The sequence below is a fragment of the Pseudomonas sp. MS19 genome (genome assembly GCF_013277615.1).
Taxonomy (GTDB): domain Bacteria; phylum Pseudomonadota; class Gammaproteobacteria; order Pseudomonadales; family Pseudomonadaceae; genus Aquipseudomonas; species Aquipseudomonas marincola.
In genome coordinates, this window is record NZ_VBTO01000005.1 from 374,567 (window position 1) to 400,653 (window position 26,087).

A 26,087-nucleotide genomic window follows, 5' to 3' on the forward strand; every position below is an offset into this window, starting at 1 on the left:
TACAATCGAGGAGTGAATATAAACAATGGCTATTCACGTGTAAGCTGGCTTTCGTGTCTTTATCGGTTTTTAGATGGTGCCGATTAATATGCCTTACAGAAAGCTCATGCTTCGACCTAAGATCACGCTGTTAATAAGTATTTCTCTACGAGCAGTAACGCTCGGATCAAGATTTTTATTGGTTTTTTTTCTAGCTCATTATCTGGTTCCTGCTGAGTTAGGCTTGTATGGATTGTTAGTAGCTACTATAGGGTATGCATTATATCTTCTAGGAATGGATTTCTACACCTTCACAACTCGTGAGCTTATCAAAAGTTCTCGTGAAGACTGGGGTGGGTTATTGAAAAGTCATGGTGCCTTGGCGCTGATGTTGTATTTCATATTCCTGCCTCTGTTGGTGTGCATATTCTGGAGCGATACTCTCCCGTGGTGGCTAGCAGGTTGGTTTTTTGTCCTAGTTATTCTTGAGCATTTAAATCAAGAGTTCATGCGCCTACTAATTGCAGTTTCTGAACCTCTGATGGCGAATGTGATGTTGTTTCTGCGGCAGGGTGCCTGGGCTGTGCTGATTACGGGGATAATGTATTTACACCCTGAGTATAGAACCTTGCAGGCTGTGCTACTCGCGTGGAGTGTAGGAGGAGGGACCGCTTTGCTCCTTGCTTTGTACAAACTCCACCACCTTCAGATCCAAGGGTGGTCACAGAAGGTCGATTGGTACTGGATTTCTCAAGGGCTAAAAGTTGCTTTGCCTTTACTGGTTTCAACCTTGGCATTACGGGGGTTGTTCACAATTGACAGATATTGGCTTGAGGCGCTTGGAGGGCTAGATGTACTAGGTGCCTATGTACTCTTCATGGGGTTCAGTAATTCCTTGATGGCATTTTTAGATGCAGGTGTTTTTGCTTTTATTTACCCAAAGCTTATTAGTTCTTTCCAAAAAAAGAATGCGTCAGACTACCGAAAAGGTGTAAAAAAACTGGCAGTCCAGACAATAGCACTCTCGGTGTTGTTTGTAGTCGCTGCACTTTTATTGATAGGACCTCTTTTGAAGTTTCTTGATAAACCTCTTTATATAGAGCAGCAGGCAATGTTTCCTTGGATTCTATTAGGGATGGTTTCTTATGCGCTAGGGATGATCCCCCACTATGCGCTGTATGCTCAAGGATTAGATCGACCAATAATTAGAAGTCATATCGCAGGATTAATAGTATTTGTATTAGCAACTTTGATGTTGTCCAGTTTTTGGCCTGCTTTTGCAGTGCCAATGGGTGTTGCAATTGGCCTGATTTGTATTCTGATATGGAAAATTGTCGAATATACACGTCTAAGCCCTAAGCAGTATCTTATTTATTGATTAATAGTTTAACCAAAGGTATTACACATGTTTGATGATAAGTCCATTTTAATCACTGGCGGTACTGGTTCGTTTGGTCATACGTTCGTTCCAATGATTTTGTCACGCTACAATCCTCGCCGAGTGATAATTTATTCGCGGGATGAAATGAAGCAGTGGGAGATGGCAAAAAAGTTCCAAGGTGATAATCGTGTGCGTTTCTTTATTGGAGATGTACGCGACCGTGAACGTTTGTATCGTGCCCTCGACGGTGTAGATTATGTTGTACATGCTGCCGCGACTAAAATTGTTCCAACAGCTGAATATAACCCTTTTGAGTGTGTAAAAACTAATATCAATGGTGCAATGAATCTTATTGATGCATGTATTGATAAAGGGGTGAAGCGCGTCGTGGCGCTTTCTACAGACAAAGCAAGTAGTCCAATCAATCTCTATGGTGCTACTAAACTTGCATCAGATAAACTTTTTGTTAGTGGGAACTCCTATGCTGGCGGGCATGACACTCGTTTTGCAGTAGTTCGCTACGGCAACGTGATGGGCTCACGTGGATCTGTAATCCCTTTCTTCATGTCAATCAAAGATAAAGGCGTTCTGCCGATAACAGATAATCGCATGACGCGTTTTATGATTTCTCTGGAAGAGGGAGTTGAGCTAGTTTGGCATGCATTTGAAGACATGGAGGGTGGTGAGATCTATGTTAAGAAAATTCCATCAATGAAAGTGACTGACTTGGCTCGGGTAGTCGCTCCAGATGCCAAGCAAGAGGTCATTGGGATACGGCCGGGAGAGAAACTCCACGAGCAGATGATCAGTGCGGAAGACTCCTACTACACTTATGAGTACCCTGAGCATTTTAAGATTTTGCCGGTAATCAATGAATGGGCTACATGCCCCAAGCGCATTAAAGAAGGGAGTAAGGTAGCCGAAGGTTTCGTCTATTCAAGTGATAACAACACTGAATGGATGGACGACGAGTCATTGAAGTCGTGGATAGAACAGAATCGCGAGAAGATTGGGAGCATCTAATCCATGATTCCTTATGGCCGGCAGGACATCACCCAAGCAGATATAGATGCTGTTGTAGACGTTTTACAATCGGACTTCCTTACTCAAGGTCCGATGGTGCCGCGTTTTGAAGAAGCCGTTGCGCTGCATGTTGGTGCGCAGTACGCATTAGCTGTGAACAGCGCAACTTCGGCATTGCATATAGCCTGCTTAGCATTAGGCTTAGCTCCTGGCGATTATCTGTGGACAAGCCCTGTCACATTTGTAGCCTCGGCTAATTGTGGCTTGTACTGTGGGGCACAAGTGGATTTCGTAGATATCGACCCTCGATCCTACAACCTATGTCCTGATGCTCTGGCACGAAAATTGGCACAAGCAGAGGAAAATGGGAAGCTGCCTAAGGTCGTAGTAGCTGTTCATCTCTGTGGCCAACCATGTGATATGCAAGCTATTCATGAGTTGTCCATACGCTACGGTTTCAAGATTATAGAAGATGCTTCGCATGCCATTGGTGGCAGATACCAGAAACAATATATTGGTAACTGCCGTTTTAGCGATATCACAGTTTTCAGTTTTCATCCGGTTAAAATTATTACAACCGCAGAGGGTGGAATGGCACTGACCAATGATGAGCACTTGGCAGAGCGTATGGCTCTGCTGCGTAGTCATGGCATCACCCGTGAAACATCAAAGATGACTCACGAGGCCGATGGACCTTGGTACTACCAGCAGATAGATCTTGGCTTTAATTATCGAATGACTGAGCTACAGGCTGCACTAGGGGTTAGCCAGATGCAGCGTTTAGACCACTACGTTGCTCGACGTCATGAGTTGGCTAGGAGATACGATCTCCTAATGGATGATCTGCCAGTCAAGCTACCCTGGCAGCATCCTGATAGTTACTCAGGTTTACACCTTTATGTAATTCGCCTTCAGCTTGATAAATTAAAGCTTACGCATCGCCAAGTTTTCGAGTTGCTGCGAGAGCTGGGTATCGGTGTCAACTTACATTACATACCCGTTCACACTCAGCCTTATTACGAATGTAAGGGATTCAAAGCTGATGACTTTCCGGAGGCAATTGCATATTACCGAGAGTCTATTACTTTACCTATGTTCCAAACGATGACGGATGATCAGCAGGATGCTGTAGTTGCAGCTCTTCGTAAGGTGCTGTGCTCATGAAGCTCGCTGTGATTCCAGCGCGTGGTGGTAGCAAACGTATACCCCGTAAGAACATTAAAAATTTCTGCGGTAAGCCTATGATCGCATGGTCGATTGAGGTTGCTTTAGCAAGCGGTTGCTTTGAGCATATAGTTGTCAGCACTGATGACGATTATATTGCAGAGGTTGCACGCGAGTACGGTGCAAGTGTTCCATTTACACGTCCAGATGAATTATCAGGTGATTACATAGGAACCACTCCTGTTGTCAATCATGCGATTCAGTGGTTCATTGCCCAAGGCATACATCCCACGCATATCTGTTGCCTTTATGCCACTGCACCTTTTGTATTTGCGGAAGATATTCAACGAGGATATGAATTGCTGAAATCTAGTGACTGCGATTTTGCATTGTCAGTGGCCAGCTACGGCTTTCCAATCCAGCGTGCAGTTCGTATTACTAAAGATGAACGTTTAGAGATGTTTAGCAATGAAAACTTCAATACCCGCTCTCAGGATCTTGAAGAGGCCTTCCATGATGCCGGGCAATTTTACTGGGGGAGGGCTGAAGCTTGGCTCCAAGGCAAAATGATTTTTGGATCATCGTCTGTACCTATTAGACTTCCTCGACATCGTGTACAAGATATAGATACTCCTGAAGACTGGCTACGTGCTGAGTGGTTGTTTAGGGCCATGAAAGCTCAACTTGGTAACATGTCAGAATGATAGTTGTATTTCGAGTGGACGCGTCTCTGCAGATTGGGAGCGGCCATGTTATGCGCTGTCTAACACTTGCAGGTGCCCTAAGAAAACAAGGAGCTGAATGCCACTTTATTTGCAAGAATCATTCAGGACATCTTATACAGCAAGTACGTGAAGCGGGTCATATCGTTCATGAGATACCTGTTGAAGACAATGCCATAGCCGAGATTAATGGGCTGGGACATTCGTCTTGGTTGGGGAGTACACAAACGCGAGATGCACAAGCCAGCCTACTGATCTTAAACACATTGATACCTACATGGATTGTCGTGGATCACTATGCCATCGATAGGGCCTGGGAGGAAGAGATCAAGCCCTTGTGCCAGAAACTAATAGTTATTGATGATCTGGCTGATCGTGAACATTGCTGTGATGTTGTAATTGATCAAAATTTGGGTAGACAAGCTAATGATTATAGAGAGTTAGTACCTGACAATTGCAAAATTCTTGCTGGGCCGAAATATACGTTGCTACGCCAAGAGTTCTCTGAACTAAGAAAGTACAGTCTTCAGCGAAGAGCGCGACCAAGCCTTCAACATATAATTATTAATATGGGTGGGGTTGACAAAGATAATGCGACAGGAAGAGTTTTGTCAGCATTACAGCATTGTACATTACCAAAAAATTGCCGTGTCACTGTGATTATGGGAGCTAGAGCACCTTGGGTCGAGAGTATCAGGTTGCAAGCTCTCTCAATGTCTCACCTAATTGATATTAAAGTAAACGTTACCAATATGGCCGCGTTGATGGCGGAGTGCGATTTGGTGATTGGCGCTGCCGGTAGTACTTCTTGGGAACGGTGTTGCTTAGGAGTGCCCACTTTGATGGTTATATTAGCCTCAAATCAAGTAGAATCTGCTAGAGCTTTAGAGAAACAGGGCGCCGCTGTTATTTTAACGCTCGAGAGTGAGTTTGATTATTTGCTTAATAGTTATCTTAAGAGTGTGATAAACGATGGTTCTGTTTTGACCAATATGATTGGCTGTGCATCACGCATAACTGATGGCTCCGGCTGTAGGCGCGTAGTTGAAGCTTTGCTATAAAAGTATTAGGAGAATAAATTGGAGACTGATTTTGGCTGTTTAAGAGATGTTGCCGATCATGAGATAGAGCTAATGCGAAGCTGGCGCAACCTACCTGCAGTCAGACGCAATATGTACAACCAACATGAAATATCAGCCAGTGAGCACCAGAAATGGTGGGTTTCAATACGTGAATCCAATGTTAATCGATATTTTATGTACGAGTATAGAGGTGAACCTTCTGGAGTAATTGCTTTTACGAATATCGATCGTATCAGTTCAAATTCTACGTGGGCATTTTATGCTGCTGGTGATGCTCCGAAAGGTACGGGAAGCCGAATGGAGTTTCTTGCGCTTGACTTTGCATTCCAATCACTAAAGTTACAGAAATTAAGTTGTGAAGTGCTGGCCTACAATTCACCGGTAATTAAATTACACCAAAAATTCGGATTTCAAGTAGAAGGAATTTTCAGAAAACAGTATTTGTTAGACGATGACTATGTCGACGTATACCGGTTAGGAATTTTGGCTCCTGAGTGGATTAAGATTCGAGGTGACATGAAACACAAACTAATGCTGTTGAATAAGAGTGTTTAACCATGAATAACATAGTGATAAATAATCGTACTATCGGGCTGGATTGCCCTCCTTATATAATTGCCGAACTTTCTGCTAACCACAATGGAAACATGGATACCGCATTAAATATAATAGCAGCTGCTAAAACAGCGGGCGCTGATGCGGTCAAACTACAAACTTACAAGCCAGATACGATTACTCTGAATAGCGCTAAAGAGGAGTTTTGTATACGCGGTGGGCTTTGGGATGGTCGTACACTTTACGAGTTATATGAAGAAGCTCACATGCCCTGGGAATGGCACAAACCCTTATTTGAGTATGCCAAAAAAATCGGAATTACAATATTCAGCTCTCCATTTGACAATACCGCAGTTGATTTGCTTGAAAGTTTGAATGCGCCTGCTTACAAAATTGCTTCGTTCGAGGCTGTTGATCTACCGTTGATCAAGTATGTGGCGAGCACGGGGAAGCCAATGATTATATCCACGGGTATGGCTGATTCAGATGAAATATCAGAAGCAATCACTGCCGCGAGAGAGGGGGGGTGTGAGCAGTTGGCAATTCTACACTGCGTCAGTGGCTATCCCGCACCAGCGGATGATTATAATCTACGCATAATTCCTGACATGATCAGTAGATTCGGGCTAGTGACTGGGTTGTCCGATCACACGATCGACAATACTACTGCTATTGCGAGTGTTGCTCTCGGAGCATCGATTATTGAGAAGCATTTCACACTAGATCGTCAGGGAGGTGGTCCAGATGATAGCTTTTCATTAGAGCCATTGGAGATGAAAGCACTGTGTAGTAATAGTAAGACTGCTTGGAGTGCGCTTGGAGCCGTTGACTATGGTCAAAAATCGAGCGAGGTCGGCAACGTTAAGTTTCGTCGCTCTTTGTACTTTGTTAAGAGTATGAAGGCTGGTGAATTAATTACACCTGACTGCATCAGAAGTGTTAGGCCAGGATATGGGTTGCAACCCAAGTATTACCATAGTTTGTTAGGTAAGAAAATTTTGTGCGACGTAGATCTAAATGAGCCCGTGAAAGGAGAGTATGTTAGTGGCTGGTGTGAGTAATCTCACTTCCAGGTTTGTATGTGTTTGATTGAAGGTTAGCTGAATGACCGATCTAGTAGTCTCTTGTGAAAATAAAGGTGAGTTGGAATCTATATTAAGCTTGCTTGATGAAGTTTTGACAATTAATAAAGGGTTTAATGTCACTATTTTCAATAGCATGTCTTTGTACTCTCAAGAGAAATTTGAGGATTCGTTTGACAACATTGTTTCGTGCAAGCGTTTATTTTCTGGGCAGTTCAAAACGCTTAACGTTTTATTGCGTTTCATTGAGTCTCTGTATATAGCGCTTCAGTTATATTTCTTAATGCGCTCGAAGCGTTCTACAGTGCTAGTCGTTGGTGTTTCGCTTGTTTATCATAGGGTTCTGAAGTTTCTCTTAAGAGATAAGCTTTTGTTGGTTTCGGTTGTAAGAAGTATCATTGTACAGGGGGCTGACGATATAGGTTTTAAAAAACATTTGAGAAGATTAGGCCTAATTGGAAGTGTTGGTGATGTAGGTTTAACAACTGGGCCAGTAACTTCTAGATATTTAGGTAATAATATGGTGCGTAGCATTTATGATGTTGGACCTTTCGATATTGATAAGTGCTATGAAGCAAGCTCTAAGAAAGATTTAAATTACACTCCTCAAGCGGTTGTGTTTATTACGAGTGCTTTTTCGTGGCATGGTGATTATAAGGGGCAATGTCAACAGGTTGAATTTTGTCGCGAGCTCGCAGTAGCCGCTTTAGCTGATGGTTTGCGTTTTTTTATACTTGTACATCCGAGGGATAATAAGGGGCAGTATGAATCGCTGGGTCTAGATGTCGAAATTGTGAGTGGAGGGCTTGGTAAATGTATTCAGGTTAACGAAAACTTTGGTGGTGCAGTGTGTTTTGTATCAATGGTTTCGACACTTTCCTTCGAGTTGGCCTATATCGAGTTGCAAAGTAAGCTGATGGTGCCGAAGAGTTTCTATGAGAATAACTCAACATGGTATGAGTCAGTAGGCGTTAAGCCTCTAGTTGATATACAATCAGGCTGGATTGGATATGGGCAAATAGACTGCTCGCGTGTTTTCAATTTAAGTAATAGAGGGCGTGTTGCGCAAGAGGCGGCTGCTTTGTTAGTTCGTGAGTTCAATAAACATGAATAGAAGTTGTGCTGTGTCAGAGCGACCCTTGCACGATATGCGATTCTCGGCGCGATTATTTTCTTTTCTATTCCTGTGCTATCTAATATTCTGTGTTGTATCGCCATCTGGCAGCATTTTTGGTGTTTCCATTAGACAAGGTCTTTTTTTAGCGGTAGTCGTATCATGTATTTTTGATATTGCATGTAATCGTAAAGCTCAGATTTCTTGGATGTTAGCTGGGTTCTTCATTTGTTTGTGCTTGATGTTTTGGGCGCTTATAGGTTTGGTTAACGGTTATCCAGATTACAGTGTATTTGGTGAGCTATCCGATGTCCTGGCGACGTTCAGTACTGTCTATTTTGGGGTTTATGCCTATCGCTCGGCTGGACTCACGTTAGCTAGGGTTTCTAATGTAATAGTCAACTCGGCCCTACTGTTCGGATTGGCAAAAGTCATAGTTTTCATTTTATTGTATCTGCATGTCGCCACGTATAGTCAGTTCATTGATTGGCATCAGAGTATTTTCGGGTTGTTACCGATTACGCTAATAGCGGGTGACTTTGTTCGCATCAATAACGTCAATGATTTTGTTTTTCCTCTCGTTCTGTTGTATTATTTTGTCGGCGGATGGAGGCGTGGTAGTTGGTTTGGTTTGTGTGTCATAGTTTTCGCTTTGATTGTGTCCTACTCGCGATATTTATGGTTCTATTCATTTGTTCTTTTTCTCTCGTACTTCTTCTTTCGTGCTGAATTCACTACACGAATAGTTGGTGTTTTTTGTTTGTTCATGATTGTTCTGTGTTTATTGTTTGTTGATGCTGCATTTGTTATCAGCTTCATTGTTGAACGTTATTCTGGTGAGAAGGCTGGAGTTAGTGACACTATCCGGTTGGATATGTACCCTGTTCTGGTAGAAATGGTCAATGATAACGTATTGTTTGGCAACGGTTTCGGAGCATACTCCAAAGCGTATTATCGGTTTGAGCTTAATCCTTGGCTTTATGAGCTTCAATGGCTATCTTGGGTCAAAGATGTTGGTGTAATCGGTCTATTCCTCACTCTGACTTTACTGTATAGGCTATATAGATTTAATAGTTTATTCAGAGGCAGCGTTGGCCGTTCTGAATTCGTTTGGTATGTTGCAATGATAATGTGGTTGGCTGTGGGTCTAGTAAATTGCTTTCTGCTCGGTCCCACTGCAGGAGTCGTCTTCTATTTTCTTTGGATAATACGCTATTTATTTTGTTTCAATGATACGGAGGCGCAGTTATGTCCTGTGCGGTGATTTTCGGTGGTACGGGTTTTATTGGTTCGTTCTTTTCTGACTTCTTAATCAAAAACAATCATTTTGATAAAGTTTACCTTTACGACTTGGAGGGTATTAGTGATAAGGCCAGCGATTTCAGGCGGTCGTTGATTTCTTCTAATATCAATGTAGTTACGATCACTGGCGATGTTAGGAGTGATATCGATTGGTTTCCCGAAGAGCCTGTCACGTTAATTGCTAATTTCGCAGCTGTTCATCGTGAACCAGGGCACAATGACTGTGAATACTATGAGACTAACCTTCTTGGAGCGGAGAATATTTGCGCTTGGGCTGAGAAAACAGGCTGTGATCGTCTCATCTTCACAAGTTCAATTTCGCCTTATGGCTCCGCTGAAGCAGTGAAAGATGAGTCAGCAATACCTGTGCCTACGTCACCTTACGGCGGTTCAAAACTGGTCGCGGAATATATACATCGTACATGGCAAGCTAGGGATCAGGAAAATCGACAGTTAGTCATAGTTAGACCTGGGGTTGTTTTTGGGCCGGGCGAGGGAGGTAATGTTTCACGCCTAATTAAGGCAGTTTTACACCGCTATTTCTTTTACATGGGGAACCGCTCGACATGTAAAGCGGGTGTATATGTCAAAGAGCTCTGCAATGCCATGTGGTGGGTATTGCAACGACAAGATATTATTGAAGAGCGTGTGAGCTTGTTTAATATGTCTATGGACCCAGGGCCTTCTATCGAAGATTATGTTGCTACAGTCTGTAAGGTTACAAGCTGTAAGCGTATGATTATCGGAATTCCGTATCCGATGATTTTGGCTGCAGCATACATTATTGAGATGCTTGCTAAGCCCTTTGCTATCAAGCACCCTTTCAGTCCTGTACGAATAAAAAAGTTGGTGCGTTCAAATAATATTTCCCCGGGTTATTTGACCAATAATGGATATTTATACATATATACACTCGAGAGCGCCTTTTCTGATTGGAAAAAAAGCTGTCCTGAAGAGTGGAATTGACCAGAGGCTGAATGTCAAACTTTACTAGTATCGCCAATATTAAAGTCGCTTGCATCGTTCCGACATATAATGGTCGGAGTGATCTGTGTCGATTGTTGTGTTCTCTTGAAAAACAGAGTGCTGCGTTTGATCTTTTCCTTGTCGACTCCAGTTCATCTGATGGAACTGCCGAGTTAGCACGATCGAAAGTCGAGTGCGTTGTGACCATCCCCGGAAGTGATTTTAATCACGGGGGGACGCGTCAGATGATGGTATCCACCAATCCTGGCTACGATATATATGTATTCTTAACTCAAGACGCTTATCTGGAAGAACCCGACGCAATCTTGCATTTGACCAGATACTTTGAGGACGATAAAGTTGCCGCTGTATGTGGTCGCCAGCTGCCTCACTTCAATGCAAACCCCTTAGCTCAACATGCGCGAGCATTTAATTATTCAGGCTCAAGTGTAATTAAATCCTACTGTGATGTTCCAGACCTTGGCATTAAGACTGCGTTCATGTCCAATTCATTTGCAGCATATCGTGGCGAAGCGCTCATTAGTGTTGGTGGTTTTCCTAAGCATGTCATTTTTGCAGAAGATATGTATGTTGCTGCCAAAATGCTAGTGGCCGGTTGGAAAATAGCTTATGCCGGCGATGCTGTTTGTAGGCATTCCCATAACTACACCGTTCTTGAAGAGTTTCGCCGCTACTTTGACATGGGAGTTTTTCATGCGCGTGAGCCATGGATACGTGAGCAGTTCGGCGGGGCTGGCGGTGAAGGGTTTCGTTACGTCAAGTCTGAACTCAGATTTCTAGGCTTGCGTTATATATATTTATGGCCCGCATCGATTTTGCGCAATGCTTGCAAGTTGTTGGCCTACAAACTTGGTCAAAAAGAGAAATATCTGCCTATCTATTTAAAGAAGAAGATGGGTATGTATAAGGGCTACTGGGACAGTCGTTACGCGCAGATATAGCAATAGCAATAGCCTGAATCTCACTTTTTTTGGGGGGGGCGATAACTCACAAGTGTTTTTTGAGGGTTAAGTCTTCATCTACGTCAGCTATATACCCAGGCTAACGCTAACCTCTAAGATCTGCTGAGCCAGTTGAGTATGCCGCGGTTATGCATTTTATGCAGAGTCTATCGGCTTAGTGTTTCTCATCCTTCTCTTTTTTTGTAGGCAATACTATCGGTCGGGTTCTCGCAGCCCAAGATCATTTATTCATTGCAGATGAAGTTTTGCTTTTGACAGACTCATGATTCTATTCCCAGATGTTGGAAGCAGATATGTTTTTTGCCCGTTCAATGGTGTTAGGTCTGTTGCTGTGCTGTTATTTGTGAGTTGAGCCATTCTAAGTGGGCTTTCATAGCAACTTATTTCGGCTGGAGAGTGCTTTTTGGTTTTGAAGTTCTGCTAATGGACATGGCTCACTAATCTTCAGTGAATTCGAGTAATACAGTTATTAGTTTGCTCCGCCTGATGTGCTAGTAGTATCAATAGGGTCTTATTCGCAGTTAATTCTCTATTATCACAAAATCTACTTCTTGACTTCGGTATCCATGCATCAATGTAGCATTTTTTACTATCAGTTCTCCTGTATTCAAATAGTTTTACTAAGTGCTGGTAGTTCCTAGGATTACGAATACTTGTGGTCATAATCTTCCATTTGAATTGTGAAGTGACAACTGAATAGCAAGCAGTTTGTTTTGACGTCAATACCTGTTCTCTTACGTCAAGTGAGGAGTCTTGTCAGTTTCTCATCGTCCTGTTTCTCCGTCGGCACAGGTGGAGTTACGGCGGAGTGAGATACAGCGTCTTCACTTTGCTGATTTTTTTTTCCATGTCATGTTAATATACACAGCTAAACGCCTATATTTTTAAATACGTTGGAGCTTAGCTTACAAACATGACACAGGCCATTCATCATCAGCCTACATTCGCTGAGCGCTATCCTATACCTCTTGTTGCTACTATTATTGACTTAGGAATCGTCATTTTTGCTTGTTATTTAGCCTATTTCATTCGATTTGGTGATTGGGGTATGCCAGGGCGGTATAACACAGCAACCCTGTTTATGGGCGTTGTCGTGATGATTAGTCTGGTGATGAGCGGCGTTTATGGCTCTTGGCGAGGTCGCTCGTTCGTCAGGCAGATCGGCTCTGTTTATTTTGGCTGGTTTGTCGGCGCTGGGGCTGTACTTGCTACTGCTTTCTTTTTAAAAGTCTCGGGTGTTTATTCTCGTGTTTGGTTTGCAACGGCCTTGTGCTTGGGTATAGGTTTCACCACGCTGCTTCGTGTTTTTGTGATGCTTCTCCTTCGTGCAGCTCGTTCTAAGGGGCGGAATCTTAAAGGTGTTTTACTTGTTGGAGAGGGCGGGCGGGTAGCCAGCTCACTAAATTCAGGGCTCGATTTAGGCGAATCAGGTTTTAAGATCCTCAAATCTCTTCCTTTCCAGTCTGGTGAGGTCTGGATCAACGAACTCAAGCAAGCTTTAGCTCAAACTGGCGCCCACGAAGTGTGGTTGTGTCTATCGCTCAAAGATGCTGAGTCGCTTGAGAAGATTCTTTACGGTTTACGCCATCATATGGTCGAGGTTCGCTTCTTTCCTGACCTGGGTGATATCCCGTTACTCAATCATAAAGTTAGCCGTATTGCGGGCCGTTACTCTCTTGATCTGAGCTGTAGCCCTATGGATGGACCTGCACGCATTGTAAAACGGATTGAAGATATAATGCTTGGTAGCATCATCTCTCTATTGATAATCCCAGTTTGTATCTTAATTGCCATTGCCATCAAACTTGATTCTCCGGGGCCGATCTTGTTCAAACAATATCGAATGGGTATCAACGGTAAGCGCTTTAAAGTTTATAAGTTTCGTTCAATGGTTGTGCATGAAGAGTCAGCAGATAAAGTCACTCAGGCTTCACGTGGTGATTCTCGAATCACTCGTCTAGGGGCCTTTTTACGCAAAACTAGCCTTGATGAATTGCCCCAGTTCCTCAACGTTCTGCAAGGGCGCATGTCAATTGTCGGTCCTCGTCCTCATGCACTTGCTCATAATGAGTATTATAAAGACCTCGTAGAGTCATATATGCAGCGTCATATGGTAAAGCCGGGCATAACGGGTTGGGCGCAAGTCAATGGTTATCGTGGTGAGACGGACACTCTTGACAAAATGAAAGACAGAGTTGAGCATGATTTGTGGTATATCGACAACTGGTCATTATTTCTCGATTTAAAAATTATAATTCTCACCGTATTTAAGGGCTTTCTTGGAAAAAATGCTTACTAATAATTCTTTTTTCCTTTGGCTGCGTCAGTCCTTCAAGCTGTCGCTCCTAAGTTTTCATTCCAGTTTGTACTTCCTTCTCGGGATTGGCGTTTTTGTTCAGTTGTCAGGTTTGGTTTTTAATAATGACAATAGTCGTTATGCGACTCAGCTTAATTTATTGTTGTTTCTTCCTTCTCTGTTAGTTTTGTTTGTTTCTGTGTTATCTAAGGTTTTTTGGTTGCAGCGCTCTATGCTCCTAATTAGTGCTTTGTTTGGTTGGGTGCTGGTGTATTCATTAGTCAACAATGCTGCTGGCGATAACTTCTTGCACTGGTTTAAAAATGTTTTTTATATTCTTTTATACCTGTCTGTCATTGGCTTTTTAGTTTTTGATGAGAGGCGGTTTTGCTGTGTTTTGGCGTCTTCGTCTTTAGTGGTTGCAGTTGCAGCAATTTTAACCCTGTACTATCAATTCCTTGTTCTCAATCATCCGCTCGATTATGAGTCTGCTCGTTGGCATCGTTTATTTCAGCTTGGGTGGAGGGGGTTTGCAGACTTAGACCATCCAATCTATGCTGGCCTGTATTACGGTGTTTTTTCAATAGTTTTGACTTGGTTTTATCTCAATTTTAAACTCAAACACTGGCAGTGTGTTTTCCTGTTTGTCGGTTTGTTTTCTCTACTTTTCTATGTGCTTTATACCTTCTCTCGTGGAGCTTGGTTCGCAACTGCTTTTTCAGGTTTCATGCTGCTGATCTTCAGTTGGAATAAAAAATCTAAAATTCTTATGACGTTTGGTTGTCTGGTTATTGCTCTTAGTTTGTTTGTGTTCTGGTCGGAAATATATAATGAGCAAAAGATTGGGGTTAATGGCAGGCAGTTAATTTGGGGTGCATGGCTTGATCAATTACCTACATTTTGGATGTGGGGTAATGGTGCAGGCAGTATCTTCAGTTTCACCTTTCCTGGTGGTATGGGAAAAATTCCAGCAGGTTTTACAGTCAACCAAGCCCACAGTTTATATTTGCAGCTCTGGTATGAATATGGTGTCGTAGGTCTTATCTTATTCCTATCTTTGCTCGTGAGTTTGTTTCGAAAGGCTTGGGCGTGTCGTGAGCAGCCCTTGGCCAAATTAGGCGCAGCGCTGTTGATATTTTGTATGGTTGCAATGGTTTCGGAGGTACACTCCATCATCATGCGTCCTAATCCTTACTGGGTTGTCGTTTGGTTCCCTATAGCCATTCTTCTCGGCATTAAAAAGTCTGATGCCAAACAAGTGAATCATGTTGAGTAATATTCACCTACTTTGTTGTTAGGCTCCTTTCAGCTCTCTAGGTTGCTCCAGCATCATAGCCTTCACATCTATCTCTAATATTCATGCGTGTTATTTTGGGCTTACTCATAAACAAAATTGATACAGTTAGCCGAACATTAAAATTGAAGGCGACTCTGTATGCAAAATCGCATCATGATTACTGGCGCAGGTTCAGGCTTAGGCCGCGAAATAGCGTTACGTTGGGCGCGTGAAGGCTCTCAGCTTGCTCTCTCAGATGTTAACGCTGAAGGTTTAGCTGAAACACTTGCGCTGGTTCGTGATGCTGGCGGTGATGGTTTCACCCAGCGCTGCGATGTGCGCGACTACAGCCAGCTCACTGAGTTCGCCCAAGCTTGTGATGAGAGGTTCGGCGGTATTGATGTGATCGTCAATAACGCCGGTGTTGCTTCAGGTGGTTTCTTCAGCGAGCTTTCGCTTGAGGATTGGGATTGGCAGATTGCTATCAACCTGATGGGCGTGGTGAAAGGGTGTAAGGCCTTTCTGCCATTACTTGAACGTAGCGAAGGCAAAATTATCAACATCGCATCCATGGCAGCCTTGATGCAGGGCCCGGCTATGAGCAATTACAACGTGGCCAAGGCAGGTGTTGTAGCGCTTTCTGAAAGCTTGTTGATAGAGTTAAAAGATCAGGGCGTCGGGGTTCACGTTGTTTGCCCTTCGTTCTTCCAGACTAACTTGCTGGATTCATTTCGTGGCCCAACCCCTGCGATGAAAGCCCAAGTGGGCAAGCTGCTTGAGAGTTCGCCGATCAGTGCTCAAGATATCGCTGATTATATTTATCAGCAGGTGGAACAGGGCGAGTTTATGATTCTGCCGCACGAGCAAGGCCGCATGGCCTGGGCGCTTAAGCAGCAGAACCCGCAGATGCTCTACGATGAGATGGCCAAAATGGCCGGCAAAATGAAGGCGAAAAGCAGTTAATCTACGCAAAAGAGGAGCGTTTATCGCTCCTCTTTTTCATATCAAATAGCCATTTCCTTGAGCATTTCCCTTAGCTCATCCCGCCAGTCGCTCTGCGTAATATTCAGCTTCTCCTCAATCAAGCTGCAGTCCATAACCGACCAAGCCGGGCGGCGTGCCGGTGTCGGGTAGTCCTGTGTATTGATTGGGTTTACCTGGGGCACTTTTGCCAATATTTTGAAAGCAACTGCCTGGTTAAAAATCTCTTCTGCAAAACCATGCCAGGTTGTCGCTGGCATGTTGCTGAAATGATAGATGCCCCAGTTCAGGTTGCCCTTGTTGCTGTATTGGCTGGCAAGTGACCACAGTGCCTTGGCAATACTAGCTGCCGATGTGGGGCAGCCATGTTGATCGGCTACAACACCCAATTCATCACGGCTTTGGGCCAGGCGCAGCATGGTTTTAACAAAGTTATTGCCCTGAGCACCAAACACCCAGCTTGTGCGCATGATTACGTGTTGTGCGCACTGTTTGGCCACAGCCAGTTCACCTGCAAGCTTACTGGCTCCATAAATCCCGGTGGGGCCGGTTGAGTCCGTCTCTTTATAGGGCGCGCTGGCATCGCCGCTAAACACATAATCGGTAGAAATATGCAGCATTGGGATGCCAAGCGCTGCAGAAGAAGCGGCCAGGTTTTCAGCGCCTTTTGCGTTAACGGCATAGGCGCGTTCGCTGACTGTTTCCGCTTTATCGACTGCGGTATAAGCGGCTGCGTTAATGATTAGCTGCGGCTTCAGTTCGCTAATCTGGCTGACAACTTGCTCTGGGTTGCTGATATCCAGTTCGCTCGAGCCCAGGCCTATCACCGAAAAGTCAGCAGGTGCCAAGCGAATGAGTTCCTGGCCAACTTGACCCTGAGCGCCAGTAATCAATACGTGCATGTTCAGCCCTCTTTGCCGAGCAATTGTTGCAATGTCGGGTTGAGCTGGTCTTTACCGGATAGCAACGGCTGCTCGATTGGCCAGGGAATATTCACCTCGGGGTCATTCCAAATCAAACCGCCTTCGTCTTCCGGGAAGTAGAGGTCGGTACATTTGTACTGAAAGTCCGCGACCTCACTTAATACACAAAAACCGTGAGCATAGCCTGGCGGCACCCAGAGTTGACGATGGTTTTCATCGTTCAATTCAACGCCTACGTATTGTCCGCAGGTGGGTGATTGCGGATTAATATCGACTGCAACGTCATACACCGAGCCACGGCTGACACTGACGAGCTTGCCTTGCGGGCGAGTGCGCTGAAAGTGCAGGCCACGCAGCACGCCGCGCTGCGAACGTGAGTGATTATCCTGGACGAAGGGCAGGTCAATCCCAGCGTCGCGATAGCGTTCGGTCTGGAAGCTTTCGAGGAAGAAGCCTCGATGATCGCCAAATACCTTAGGCTCGATGATCAGTACGCCTGCAAGTGCCGTTTCTATTACCTTCACTGTGCTTTCTCCTGCTCAAGCAGTCGGGTCAGATACTGCCCGTAGCCTGTTTTGCTCAATGCCTTGGCTTGTGCGGATAACTGCTCGGCAGAGAGCCAGCCTTGCGCGTAAGCGATCTCTTCGAGGCAGGCGACTTTCAGGCCCTGGCGCATTTCAATGGTATGCACGAATTGGCTGGCTTCCATCAGCGAGTCATGGGTGCCGGTGTCCAGCCAAGCGAAGCCACGGCCAAACATGCTGACGTGCAAGTCGCCGCGTTGCAGGTAGGCGTTGTTGACATCGGTGATCTCAAGTTCCCCGCGTGCGGATGGCTTGACGTTCTTGGCGATCTCAACCACTGAGTTATCGTAGAAATACAGGCCAGTCACTGCATAGTTGGACTTTGGCTTGGCTGGCTTCTCCTCAATAGAGATCGCCTTGCCTGTTTGGTCAAACTCGACAACGCCAAATCGCTCTGGGTCACTGACATGGTAGCCAAATACAGTGGCTCCTTGAGTTCGGCTGGCGGCTTGTTTGAGCATAGAACTGAAGCCGTAACCGTAAAAGATATTGTCGCCAAGAATCAGGCAGACATTGCTGTCGCCAATAAACGTTTCGCCAATAATAAATGCTTGCGCCAAGCCATCAGGTGAAGGTTGTTCGGCATAGCTTAGTTCTATACCAAACTCATCTCCGTTGCCGAGCAGCTTGCGGAATTGGGCGAGATCTTCAGGCGTCGAGATGATCAATATTTCACGAATCCCCGCGAGCATCAGCACGGACAGCGGGTAGTAAATCATTGGCTTGTCATAAATTGGCAAGAGCTGCTTGGACACGCCACGGGTAATGGGGTGCAGGCGCGTGCCGGAGCCGCCAGCAAGAATGATACCTTTCATGTAAACGTCCTGTTTGATTCTGTTTGGGTTGCTGCAGCAGGGCGCACTCAATTTTGCCCAGCAGCTCAATTAGAGTGTGGCGCCGAGCCGGCCTAGTCGATAATCGCCTGACAGCACGCGTTGCCACCAGTCTTTATTATCGAGGTACCAGTGCACCGTCTTGCGCAAGCCGCTGTCGAAGGTCTCTTGCGGCGTCCAGCCTAATTCACGCTCGATTTTAGAAGCGTCAATGGCGTAGCGCAGGTCATGACCCGGGCGGTCTTTAACGAAGGTGATCAACTCCTTGTAGCTTTGTTTTGAGGCTTGTGGCACCAGTTCGTCAAGCAGTTCACAAATAGTTTGCACAACCTCTAGATTGCGCTTTTCATTGTGCCCACCAATGTTGTAAGTCTCTCCAACAGCCCCTTTGCTTACCACTTCAACCAAAGCGCGGGCGTGGTCTTCGACATACAACCAATCACGTATTTGCGAGCCATCGCCATAAACCGGCAGGGGTTTGCCCGCCAGTGCATTGAGAATTACGTGAGGAATCAACTTTTCCGGGAAGTGGTACGGGCCGTAGTTGTTCGAGCAGTTGGTCAGCAGCACCGGCAAGCCATAGGTACGCTGCCACGCCCGGACCAGGTGGTCGGAGCTGGCCTTGGAGGCGGAATAGGGCGAGCTGGGTGCATAGGAGGTGTTTTCGGTGAACAGGTCATCGGTGCCTTCAAGGTCACCGTAGACTTCATCGGTGGAGATGTGCTGAAAGCGAAAGCCGCTCTTTTCATCATCAGCCAATGCGTTCCAGTAGCGACGCGTGGCCTCCAGCAGGTTGTATGTGCCGACAATGTTGGTTTGGATGAACTCGGCGGGGCCATCGATAGAGCGGTCAACATGTGACTCTGCTGCGAGGTGCATTACTGCACTGGGTTTGAACTCGGCGAATACCGCATCCAATGCAGCGCTGTCACAGATATCAACCTGGTAAAAGCTGTAGCGCGATGAGTCCTTCACATCAGCAAGCGATTCGAGGTTGCCTGCATAGGTCAGCTTATCGAGGTTGGCGACGACGCACTCTTTGTTCGCAATCAGGTGTCGAACCACAGCAGAACCGATAAATCCCGCGCCGCCCGTTACAATAATCCGCATCAATGCCTTCTCCGCTAAAGCTAATTTTCCAAGTGTATTAAGCTGCATGCTAAGCCATCCATATTACCCCATCTTCGAACACGTTTCTTCAAAGGCCTTTTTCTGTGATTTCAGCAGGGCAGTTAATTTGACTTAATGGTCAACTTTTTTATGGTTAACACTTGCTGATAATCAGGCCGATGGTTAGGGTTACCGGCTACTTATCGAATCATTTGGAATCCCCCGTGAAGCCCGCATCACGCCCCTTACTCTTTGCCGCGCTAATTATTGCTGCAGTCAATCTGCGCCCTGGTATCACCTCGTTTGCACCATTGATCGAGCGGATCGCCAATGAGCTTTCACTGAGCCGTAGCGTCATGAGCCTGAGCACGGCGCTGCCGGTCTTGTGCATGGGCTTGTTAGCACCTTTCGCGCCGCGCCTTGCGTTGCAGTTTGGTCTTGAACGTACGATTACAGTTTGTTTGGGGCTGATTACCTTGGCTCTGGCATTGCGCCTTGCGGGTGATTCGAGTGTGCTGCTGATCAGCACGGCTGCCTTGTTGGGGGCGGGGATTGCGGTGGCTGGGCCGCTGATTTCGGGCTTTATCAAGCGTCATTTTGTCAGTGGAGTGGGGCAGGTTCTCGCGTGGTATTCCTTGAGCATGGCCATTGGCGGTGCTGCAGGGGCGGTGCTGACTTTTCCTCTGATGGAGTTGTTTGGGCTTGGCTGGGTGGGTGGTTTATCGGTTTGGGCTGTGCCGGCATTGCTGGGCGTAGTGTTGTGGTTATTTATTCCAAACACGCGAGAGGTTGCGTCGCAAAAAAGCGCCGCTGTTGAGTCCGTCGGGTTGCCGTGGAATAAACCCAGGGCCTGGCTGATCAGCGGTTTTTTCGCGATTCAGGCGGGATTGTTTTACGCGCTGGCAACGCGGGCGGTTGCGCGTTATCACGAAGCCGGTTTGTCGATGAACCACAGTAATGCGCTGTTCGGCATGATCATGCTGATGGGTTTGCCCAGCGCCTTTATCATGCCATGGCTCGCTCAGCGTTTTGACAGTCGCCCGCAGCTGTTGATCTTGTGTGGTGTGGTTACCAGTATTTGTCTGGCCATGATCAGCTTTGCACCATTGCTTGTGCCCGAGGTTTGGGCTGTCGCGCTGGGGCTTTCCTTGAGTGGCTCATTCTCGCTGTCGCTGGTGTTGCCGCTTTACGAGGTCAATACACCGCTGGCCGTGAGCCGTTGGACCGCGATGATGCTGTTTATGGGATATAGCGTTGGCTCGCTCACGCCTGTCTTGAGCGGTTTGGCGCGGGACTTATCGGGCAGTTATCAGCTACCGTTTGTGGTGCTCATGTGCCTGGCGATGCTGATGACGGTTCTTGCGATATTGATGCTGAAGGGCCGTAAGCCTGCTGATTAATTCGCGCGCACGCGCCTAATCAAGTGCGTGCAATCACTCCAGATCTTCCAGCCATTCTTTTGGCACTTCGTGTTTGAGTGCTAGCTGGCACTGTTGGCTTTCCGGATCGAAAACGATAACCGCCTGACCTTTGTCCAGTGCAGTACGTACGCGTTGCACGCGTGTCTCCAGCGGGGTTTCATCACCATTGTCGGTACCGTCGCGGGTGACGAAGTCTTCGATGAGGCGGGTGAGAGTGTCGGCGTCGAGCATGTTGGCGGGGATTAGCACGGTGTGTTCTCCAGTGAACTGCCGCGATGCTAATGCGCAGAGGTCGCGCAGTCGAGTCTGTAGTTGGCTAAATAGTCAGACGTGGCAGGCAGCCCAAGAACAGGCTGCCGCCTCGCCAGACTATTTGCGTTTTTTCTTCGCGGGCGTCGCCAGTACGCTGTCCACCGATGGTACGCGGGTGTCGCTGGCCATCTGGGTTTGATGCTCGAGTTGATGGCTGAAACGCTCCAGCGTGCCTTCTGCGGGCTGGGCATCGCTGGCGAATACCGGCGGGCTCAGCAGATAAGCGCCCAGCAAGCGGCTGAGCGCCGCGAGGCTGTCGATATGCGTGCGTTCATAGCCGTGGGTAGCATCACAGCCGAACGCCAGCAGCGCGGTGCGAATGTCGTGGCCGGCGGTTACCGCGGATTGCGCATCGCTGTGGTAATAGCGGAACAAATCGCGGCGCACCGGGATTTCATTCTCGCCGGCCAGGCGCAATAACTGTCGCGACAGGTGATAGTCGTACGGGCCGCCGGAGTCCTGCATCGCCACGCTCACTGTATGCTCGCTGGACTGCTGGCCTGGCGCTACGGGGGCGATGTCTATACCGACGAACTCACTCACATCCCAGGGCAACGCGGCGGCAGCGCCGGAGCCGACTTCTTCGGTGATGGTGAACAGTGGGTGGCAGTCGATCGGTGGTTCTATGCCGCTGTCCACCACTGCTTTCAGGGCTGCCAGTAGCGCGGCGACGCCTGCTTTGTCATCCAGATGGCGAGCGCTGATGTGCCCGCTTTCGGTGAATTCTGGCAGCGGATCGAAGGCCACGAAATCGCCTACCGATACTCCCAGGCACTCGCTGTCGGCACGGGTTGTAGTCATCGCGTCGAGGCGAAGTTCGACATGATCCCAGGTCACGGGCATCTGGTCGATTGCGGTGTTGAAGGCGTGGCCAGAGGCAAGCAAAGGCAGCACGCTGCCGCGCAATACGCCGTTGTCTGTGAACACGCTGACGCGGCTGCCTTCGGCAAAGCGGCTCGACCAATGGCCAATCGGGGCCAGACCCAGACGACCATTGTCCTGAATGATGCGGACGCTTGCGCCGATGGTGTCGAGGTGTGCTGAGACGGCGCGATCCGGGCTTTGCAGTTTGCCCTTGAGGGTGGCGCGGATGGTGCCACGGCGGGTCATTTCAAATGGGATGCCAAGCTCATTCAACTGTTCGGCGACGTAACGCACGATGGTGTCGGTGAAGCCTGTCGGGCTGGGAATGGCGAGCATCTCAAGCAGGACTTTTTGCAGGTATTCGAGATCTGGCTGCGGTAGTTGGCTCATAACTCTCCTTGATTCGCGAAGCCGCACTGCGCGCGCTCAGCGCAGCAGCAATGCGGCGGATGGCTGACTAACTCACGACCTGGCTCAGGGGGAAGAGCAGGTCGACAAAGCGTTCAGCTGTCGGTTGCGGTTCGTGATTGGCCAGGCCGGCGCGTTCATTGGCTTCAATGAACACATATTCCTGCTGGTCGGCAGCAGGCACTAACAGGTCCAGCCCGACCACTGGGATATCCAGCGCGCGGGCGGCGCGTCTTGCGGCGTCTGCCAGTACCGGATGCAGGGTGTCAGTGACATCCTCCAGGCTGCCGCCGGTGTGCAGGTTGGCAGTTTTGCGCACGGCCAAACGCTGGCCGGTCGGCAGCACGCTGTCGTAGTCGAAGCCGGCTGATTGCAGGGTGCGCAGGGTTTCTGCATCTTTGGGGATGCGGCTTTCGCCGGCCGTTGCGGCTTGGCGACGGCGGCTTTGTGCATCGATCAAGTCACCGATGCTGTGCAGCCCGTCGCCAATCACCTCAGCAGGGCGGCGAATAGCGGCCGCGACGACTTCGAAGCCGATGACTACGATGCGCAGATCCAGCCCTTCGTGGAAGCTTTCGAGTATCACCCGCTCATCAAAGGGTTTGGCCCGTTCGATGGCGTCATGCACTTCACCTGGCGTGCGCAGATCCACTGCAACGCCTTGGCCTTGTTCGCCGTCAACTGGCTTGACCACGACGCGACCGTGCTTTTTCAGGAAGGTCGCGTTGTCCTCGGCGCTGGCTGCCAGGCGCTGATCAGGCAGGCATAAGCCAGCGCGAGAAAGTGCGCGATGGGTCAGGCGTTTGTCCTGACACAAGGTCATGCTGACGGCGCTGGTCAGGTCGGTCAGTGACTCACGGCAGCGAATCCTCCGGCCGCCATGATTGAGGGTGAACAGGCCTGCCTCCGCATCATCAACCTGCACTTCAATGCCCCGGCGCAATGCTTCATCGACGATTATCCGCGCATACGGATTCATCTCGCTGTGCGGGCCAGGGCCAAGGAACAGGGTCTGATTGATGCCGTTTTTACGCTTGATGCTGAAGGTTTGCAGCTCGCGAAACCCCAGTTTGGCGTACAGACGCTTGGCTTGTTTGTTGTCGTGCAGAACTGAAAGATCCAGATGGCTGAGGCCACGGCTTTGATAGTGTTCAATCAAGTGGCGAACCAGCACTTCGCCAACGCCCGGCCGACTGCATTGTGGGTCTACTGCCAGGCACCACAAGCTGCTGCCGTTTTCGGGGTCGCGGTAGGCCCGCTGGTGATTGAGCCCCATCACGCTGCCGATGATATTGCCGCTGTCTTCATCTTCTGCCAGCCAGTACGTCGGGCCACCTTGCTCATGGGGCGTGAGTTTTTCTGGAACAATCGGCTGCATGCCTCGCGCCTGATACAGGCAGTTGATCGCCTGCCAGTCGGCGTCATTCTGGGCGCGACGAATGCGATAACCGCGAAAGCCGCGACGGGCAGGGCGGTAGTCGCTGAACCACAAACGCAGCGTGTCGGAAGGGTCGAGAAACAACTGCTGGGGCGCATAGGCGAGCACCTGATGCGGCGCTGAAACATACAGCGCAATATCGCGCTCGCCAGGCTCTTCGCTGATGAGTTCGGTGACAAGCTTCTCTGTATCGGCAAACGTATGGCCGATGAGTAACCGACCCCAGCCGCAATGCACGGCAACCGGCGTGCTGGGTTTGGCATCGCGGTCTTCAGCGAGGCGCGCTTGCAGGCGTTCGTAAGAGGGTGTTTGGCCGCGCAAGAGGCGTTGATTGATGGCAGTAGGTCGCATTGGAGAGTGATCCTTTGCTGTCTGCGACGCCCGGATGGTTTCCGGGTCATTAATATTCGCGTTGTCGACCGGTATTTACTCCGGCTACGCCTGATAAACCAACGCGGAGTGCACATGCACTCCGCTTTTTTTCGTTACAGCCCCTGTTCGTTAAGCCAGAGGTTGAGTGCCGCCATTTGCCATAATTTGGAGCCGCGCAGCGGTGTCAGCTGGCCATGCGGGTCCGACAACAGTTTGTCGATCATTGCCGGGTTGAACAGGCCACGGTCCTGGCTCGGATCAACCAGCAAGTCGCGTACCCAGCCCAGTGTTGCGCCTTCAAGATGCTTCAAACCCGGTACGGGGAAGTAGCCCTTCTTGCGGTCAATCACGGCATCCGGAATGACTTTACGCGCGGCTTCTTTCAAGACGTATTTGCCGCCCTCCGGTAACTTGAATCGACCCGGAATACGTGCCGAGAGTTCCGCAACGCGATAATCGAGGAACGGTGTACGCGCCTCCAGGCCCCAGGCCATGGTCATGTTGTCGACACGTTTAACCGGGTCATCGACCAGCATTACGGTGCTGTCCAGGCGCAGCGCTTTGTCTACCGCCGCACTGGCCCCAGGCTGTGCGAAGTGTTCGCGGACAAATTCGCCGGCGTGGTCATCGGTCAGCCAGGCGGGCTGTACGCAGGCTGCATATTCATCATGCTCGCGGTCGAAGAAGGCCTTGCGATAGGCAGCGAATGCATCGTCTGCACCATCCACTTCCGGGTACCAGTGATAGCCTGCAAACAACTCATCGGCACCCTGGCCGCTTTGCACCACTTTGCAGTGTTTGGCGACTTCGCGTGAGAGCAAGTAGAACGCGATGCAGTCATGGCTGACCATCGGCTCGCTCATGGCGCCAAATGCGGCAGGCAACTGGTCAAGAATCTCGCTTTCACCAATGCGCAATTGGTGGTGTTGAGTGTTGAAGCGCTCTGCGATCAGGTCTGAGTACTGGAACTCGTCACCACGCTCGCCACCGGCGTCCTGAAAGCCGATCGAGAAGGTCGACAGGTTCTCGACGCCCGCTTCACGCAGCAAGCCAACCAGCATGCTCGAATCAACGCCGCCAGAGAGCAGAACACCGACGTCAACGGCAGCGCGTTGGCGAATCGAAACGGCTTCGCGCATGCTGGTGAGCACTTGATCACGCCAGTCTTCAAAATCGAATGCCTGCTCATCGGCTTTAGGGCCGAACTCAAGATTCCACCAGGTTTGTTGCTCGCAGTTGCCCTGCGCGTCAAAGCGCATCCAACTGGCAGGGGCGAGTTTTTCGACACCTGCAAGAATCGTCCGCGGGGCCGGCACGACGGCGTGGAAATTGAGATAATGATTCAGCGCAATCGGGTCGAGTGCTTTGCTGATGTCGCCGCCTTTTACCAACGCTGGCAGGCTTGACGCGAAGCGCAGGCGCTGGCCGGTACGCGACAGATACAGGGGTTTGACCCCGAGGCGGTCACGGGCGATGAAGAGCTGCTGGGTATCGCGCTCCCAAACGGCAAAGGCAAACATGCCGTTGAGCTTGGGCAGCAAATCCTTACCCCAGGCGTGATAGCCCTTGAGCAGGACTTCGGTGTCGCCACCCGAGAAGAAGCGATAGCCCAGTGCTTTGAGCTCTTCGCGCAGTTCAGGGTAGTTGTAGATGGCGCCATTGAAGACCATCGACAAACCCAGGTCGCTGTCGATCATGGGTTGGCCGGAAGCTTCCGCCAGATCCATAATTTTCAGGCGTCGGTGGCCGAGGGCTATTGGCCCCTGGCTGTGAAAACCATGGGCATCCGGGCCGCGAGGGGCCAGATGATGGGTGATTCGCTCGACTGCAGCCAGGTCGGCCGGTCGTTGATCAAAACGTAATTCTCCAGCTATTCCGCACATATTTCCTTACCGGTGTTGCCGTTGGGGAGGTGT

The 26,087-nt window shown here is 48.5% G+C and carries 23 protein-coding genes; 15 read left to right on the forward strand and 8 right to left on the reverse strand.

The window, feature by feature from the left end; genetic code table 11:
* Positions 1-106 precede the first annotated feature (106 nt).
* From FEZ62_RS04135 to FEZ62_RS04200, 14 genes are all read left to right on the forward strand, one after another.
* The gene (locus FEZ62_RS04135) at positions 107-1,357 is read left to right on the forward strand and encodes a hypothetical protein (RefSeq protein WP_172926886.1); all 1,251 of its coding nucleotides are present in this window, start codon (positions 107-109) and stop codon (positions 1,355-1,357) included.
* Positions 1,358-1,384: 27 nt separating this feature from the next.
* Positions 1,385-2,383: a UDP-N-acetylglucosamine 4,6-dehydratase (inverting) gene (pseB, locus tag FEZ62_RS04140; protein WP_172926887.1), complete on the forward strand. Its 999-nt coding sequence runs from the start codon at positions 1,385-1,387 to the stop codon at positions 2,381-2,383.
* A 3-nt stretch (positions 2,384-2,386) separates the two neighbouring features.
* The gene (gene pseC, locus FEZ62_RS04145) at positions 2,387-3,547 is read left to right on the forward strand and encodes a UDP-4-amino-4,6-dideoxy-N-acetyl-beta-L-altrosamine transaminase (protein ID WP_172926888.1); all 1,161 of its coding nucleotides are present in this window, start codon (positions 2,387-2,389) and stop codon (positions 3,545-3,547) included.
* The gene (pseF, locus tag FEZ62_RS04150) at positions 3,544-4,251 is read left to right on the forward strand and encodes a pseudaminic acid cytidylyltransferase (protein ID WP_172926889.1); all 708 of its coding nucleotides are present in this window, start codon (positions 3,544-3,546) and stop codon (positions 4,249-4,251) included. The genes pseC and pseF overlap by 4 nt, the downstream gene beginning before the upstream one ends.
* Before the next feature lie 50 nt (positions 4,252-4,301).
* On the forward strand, positions 4,302-5,330 hold the full coding sequence (pseG, locus tag FEZ62_RS04155; protein ID WP_242454877.1) for a UDP-2,4-diacetamido-2,4,6-trideoxy-beta-L-altropyranose hydrolase: 1,029 nt from the start codon (positions 4,302-4,304) through the stop codon (positions 5,328-5,330).
* Between the two features lie 18 nt (positions 5,331-5,348).
* A complete protein-coding gene (gene pseH, locus FEZ62_RS04160; protein WP_172926891.1) occupies positions 5,349-5,906 on the forward strand; it encodes a UDP-4-amino-4,6-dideoxy-N-acetyl-beta-L-altrosamine N-acetyltransferase in 558 nt (185 codons plus the stop codon).
* Positions 5,907-5,908: 2 nt separating this feature from the next.
* On the forward strand, positions 5,909-6,967 hold the full coding sequence (pseI, locus tag FEZ62_RS04165) for a pseudaminic acid synthase (RefSeq protein ID WP_172926892.1): 1,059 nt from the start codon (positions 5,909-5,911) through the stop codon (positions 6,965-6,967).
* A 43-nt stretch (positions 6,968-7,010) separates the two neighbouring features.
* Positions 7,011-8,102 carry a hypothetical protein gene (locus tag FEZ62_RS04170; RefSeq protein ID WP_172926893.1) on the forward strand — a complete coding sequence of 364 codons (1,092 nt, stop codon included), beginning with the start codon at positions 7,011-7,013 and terminating at the stop codon, positions 8,100-8,102.
* Positions 8,103-8,136: 34 nt separating this feature from the next.
* A complete protein-coding gene (locus tag FEZ62_RS04175) occupies positions 8,137-9,366 on the forward strand; it encodes an O-antigen ligase family protein (protein WP_345940429.1) in 1,230 nt (409 codons plus the stop codon).
* On the forward strand, positions 9,351-10,370 hold the full coding sequence (locus FEZ62_RS04180) for an NAD(P)-dependent oxidoreductase (RefSeq protein WP_172926895.1): 1,020 nt from the start codon (positions 9,351-9,353) through the stop codon (positions 10,368-10,370). Before FEZ62_RS04175 ends, FEZ62_RS04180 begins: the two co-directional genes overlap by 16 nt.
* A 29-nt stretch (positions 10,371-10,399) precedes the next feature.
* Positions 10,400-11,332, forward strand: coding sequence for a glycosyltransferase (locus FEZ62_RS04185; protein ID WP_345940430.1), 933 nt, complete (start codon positions 10,400-10,402; stop codon positions 11,330-11,332).
* Positions 11,333-12,266: 934 nt separating this feature from the next.
* A complete protein-coding gene (locus tag FEZ62_RS04190) occupies positions 12,267-13,652 on the forward strand; it encodes an undecaprenyl-phosphate glucose phosphotransferase (RefSeq protein WP_172926896.1) in 1,386 nt (461 codons plus the stop codon).
* A complete protein-coding gene (locus FEZ62_RS04195; RefSeq protein ID WP_242454897.1) occupies positions 13,642-14,925 on the forward strand; it encodes an O-antigen ligase family protein in 1,284 nt (427 codons plus the stop codon). Before FEZ62_RS04190 ends, FEZ62_RS04195 begins: the two co-directional genes overlap by 11 nt.
* A gap of 159 nt (positions 14,926-15,084) precedes the next feature.
* Positions 15,085-15,888 carry an SDR family oxidoreductase gene (locus FEZ62_RS04200; protein ID WP_172926898.1) on the forward strand — a complete coding sequence of 268 codons (804 nt, stop codon included), beginning with the start codon at positions 15,085-15,087 and terminating at the stop codon, positions 15,886-15,888.
* 41 nt (positions 15,889-15,929) lie between these two features.
* On the opposite strand, the gene rfbD is transcribed toward FEZ62_RS04200, so the two are convergent.
* From rfbD to rfbB, 4 genes are all read right to left on the reverse strand, one after another.
* Positions 15,930-16,808, reverse strand: coding sequence for a dTDP-4-dehydrorhamnose reductase (gene rfbD, locus FEZ62_RS04205; protein ID WP_172926899.1), 879 nt, complete (start codon positions 16,806-16,808; stop codon positions 15,930-15,932).
* 2 nt (positions 16,809-16,810) lie between these two features.
* Positions 16,811-17,353: a dTDP-4-dehydrorhamnose 3,5-epimerase gene (rfbC, locus tag FEZ62_RS04210; protein WP_150548961.1), complete on the reverse strand. Its 543-nt coding sequence runs from the start codon at positions 17,351-17,353 to the stop codon at positions 16,811-16,813.
* Positions 17,350-18,228, reverse strand: a complete 879-nt coding sequence (gene rfbA / locus FEZ62_RS04215) for a glucose-1-phosphate thymidylyltransferase RfbA (RefSeq protein ID WP_172926900.1) — start codon at positions 18,226-18,228, stop codon at positions 17,350-17,352. Before rfbA ends, rfbC begins: the two co-directional genes overlap by 4 nt.
* 69 nt (positions 18,229-18,297) lie before the next feature.
* Positions 18,298-19,356 carry a dTDP-glucose 4,6-dehydratase gene (rfbB, locus tag FEZ62_RS04220; RefSeq protein WP_172926901.1) on the reverse strand — a complete coding sequence of 353 codons (1,059 nt, stop codon included), beginning with the start codon at positions 19,354-19,356 and terminating at the stop codon, positions 18,298-18,300.
* 224 nt (positions 19,357-19,580) lie between these two features.
* Between rfbB and FEZ62_RS04225 the strand changes: the two genes are divergently transcribed.
* A complete protein-coding gene (locus FEZ62_RS04225) occupies positions 19,581-20,756 on the forward strand; it encodes an MFS transporter (protein WP_172926902.1) in 1,176 nt (391 codons plus the stop codon).
* Positions 20,757-20,789: 33 nt separating this feature from the next.
* Here FEZ62_RS04225 and FEZ62_RS04230 read toward each other — a convergent pair whose 3' ends face one another.
* The 4 genes from FEZ62_RS04230 to FEZ62_RS04245 form a co-directional block, all read right to left on the reverse strand.
* On the reverse strand, positions 20,790-21,026 hold the full coding sequence (locus FEZ62_RS04230) for a YheU family protein (RefSeq protein WP_172926903.1): 237 nt from the start codon (positions 21,024-21,026) through the stop codon (positions 20,790-20,792).
* A gap of 120 nt (positions 21,027-21,146) precedes the next feature.
* Entirely contained in the window at positions 21,147-22,343 is a 1,197-nt protein-coding gene (locus FEZ62_RS04235; protein ID WP_069900480.1) for an osmoprotectant NAGGN system M42 family peptidase, read from the reverse strand.
* A 67-nt stretch (positions 22,344-22,410) separates the two neighbouring features.
* Complete coding sequence (gene ngg / locus FEZ62_RS04240) at positions 22,411-24,150, reverse strand: N-acetylglutaminylglutamine synthetase (RefSeq protein ID WP_172926904.1); 1,740 nt, start codon at positions 24,148-24,150, stop codon at positions 22,411-22,413.
* 134 nt (positions 24,151-24,284) lie between these two features.
* Positions 24,285-26,054: an N-acetylglutaminylglutamine amidotransferase gene (locus tag FEZ62_RS04245; protein WP_172926905.1), complete on the reverse strand. Its 1,770-nt coding sequence runs from the start codon at positions 26,052-26,054 to the stop codon at positions 24,285-24,287.
* Positions 26,055-26,087: the final 33 nt, after the last annotated feature.

Bases quoted from the DNA above. Each gene is read 5' to 3' on its own strand.
- FEZ62_RS04135 (WP_172926886.1), top strand. From the start codon at position 107: ATGCTTCGACCTAAGATCACGCTGTTAATAAGTATTTCTCTACGAGCA.
- pseB (WP_172926887.1), top strand. From the start codon at position 1,385: ATGTTTGATGATAAGTCCATTTTAATCACTGGCGGTACTGGTTCGTTT.
- pseC (WP_172926888.1), top strand. From the start codon at position 2,387: ATGATTCCTTATGGCCGGCAGGACATCACCCAAGCAGATATAGATGCT.
- pseF (WP_172926889.1), top strand. From the start codon at position 3,544: ATGAAGCTCGCTGTGATTCCAGCGCGTGGTGGTAGCAAACGTATACCC.
- pseG (WP_242454877.1), top strand. From the start codon at position 4,302: ATGCGCTGTCTAACACTTGCAGGTGCCCTAAGAAAACAAGGAGCTGAA.
- pseI (WP_172926892.1), top strand. From the start codon at position 5,909: ATGAATAACATAGTGATAAATAATCGTACTATCGGGCTGGATTGCCCT.
- FEZ62_RS04170 (WP_172926893.1), top strand. From the start codon at position 7,011: ATGACCGATCTAGTAGTCTCTTGTGAAAATAAAGGTGAGTTGGAATCT.
- FEZ62_RS04175 (WP_345940429.1), top strand. From the start codon at position 8,137: ATGCGATTCTCGGCGCGATTATTTTCTTTTCTATTCCTGTGCTATCTA.
- FEZ62_RS04180 (WP_172926895.1), top strand. From the start codon at position 9,351: ATGTCCTGTGCGGTGATTTTCGGTGGTACGGGTTTTATTGGTTCGTTC.
- FEZ62_RS04190 (WP_172926896.1), top strand. From the start codon at position 12,267: ATGACACAGGCCATTCATCATCAGCCTACATTCGCTGAGCGCTATCCT.
- FEZ62_RS04195 (WP_242454897.1), top strand. From the start codon at position 13,642: ATGCTTACTAATAATTCTTTTTTCCTTTGGCTGCGTCAGTCCTTCAAG.
- FEZ62_RS04200 (WP_172926898.1), top strand. From the start codon at position 15,085: ATGCAAAATCGCATCATGATTACTGGCGCAGGTTCAGGCTTAGGCCGC.
- rfbD (WP_172926899.1), bottom strand. From the start codon at position 16,808: ATGCACGTATTGATTACTGGCGCTCAGGGTCAAGTTGGCCAGGAACTC.
- rfbA (WP_172926900.1), bottom strand. From the start codon at position 18,228: ATGAAAGGTATCATTCTTGCTGGCGGCTCCGGCACGCGCCTGCACCCC.
- rfbB (WP_172926901.1), bottom strand. From the start codon at position 19,356: ATGCGGATTATTGTAACGGGCGGCGCGGGATTTATCGGTTCTGCTGTG.
- FEZ62_RS04235 (WP_069900480.1), bottom strand. From the start codon at position 22,343: ATGAGCCAACTACCGCAGCCAGATCTCGAATACCTGCAAAAAGTCCTG.
- ngg (WP_172926904.1), bottom strand. From the start codon at position 24,150: ATGCGACCTACTGCCATCAATCAACGCCTCTTGCGCGGCCAAACACCC.
- FEZ62_RS04245 (WP_172926905.1), bottom strand. From the start codon at position 26,054: ATGTGCGGAATAGCTGGAGAATTACGTTTTGATCAACGACCGGCCGAC.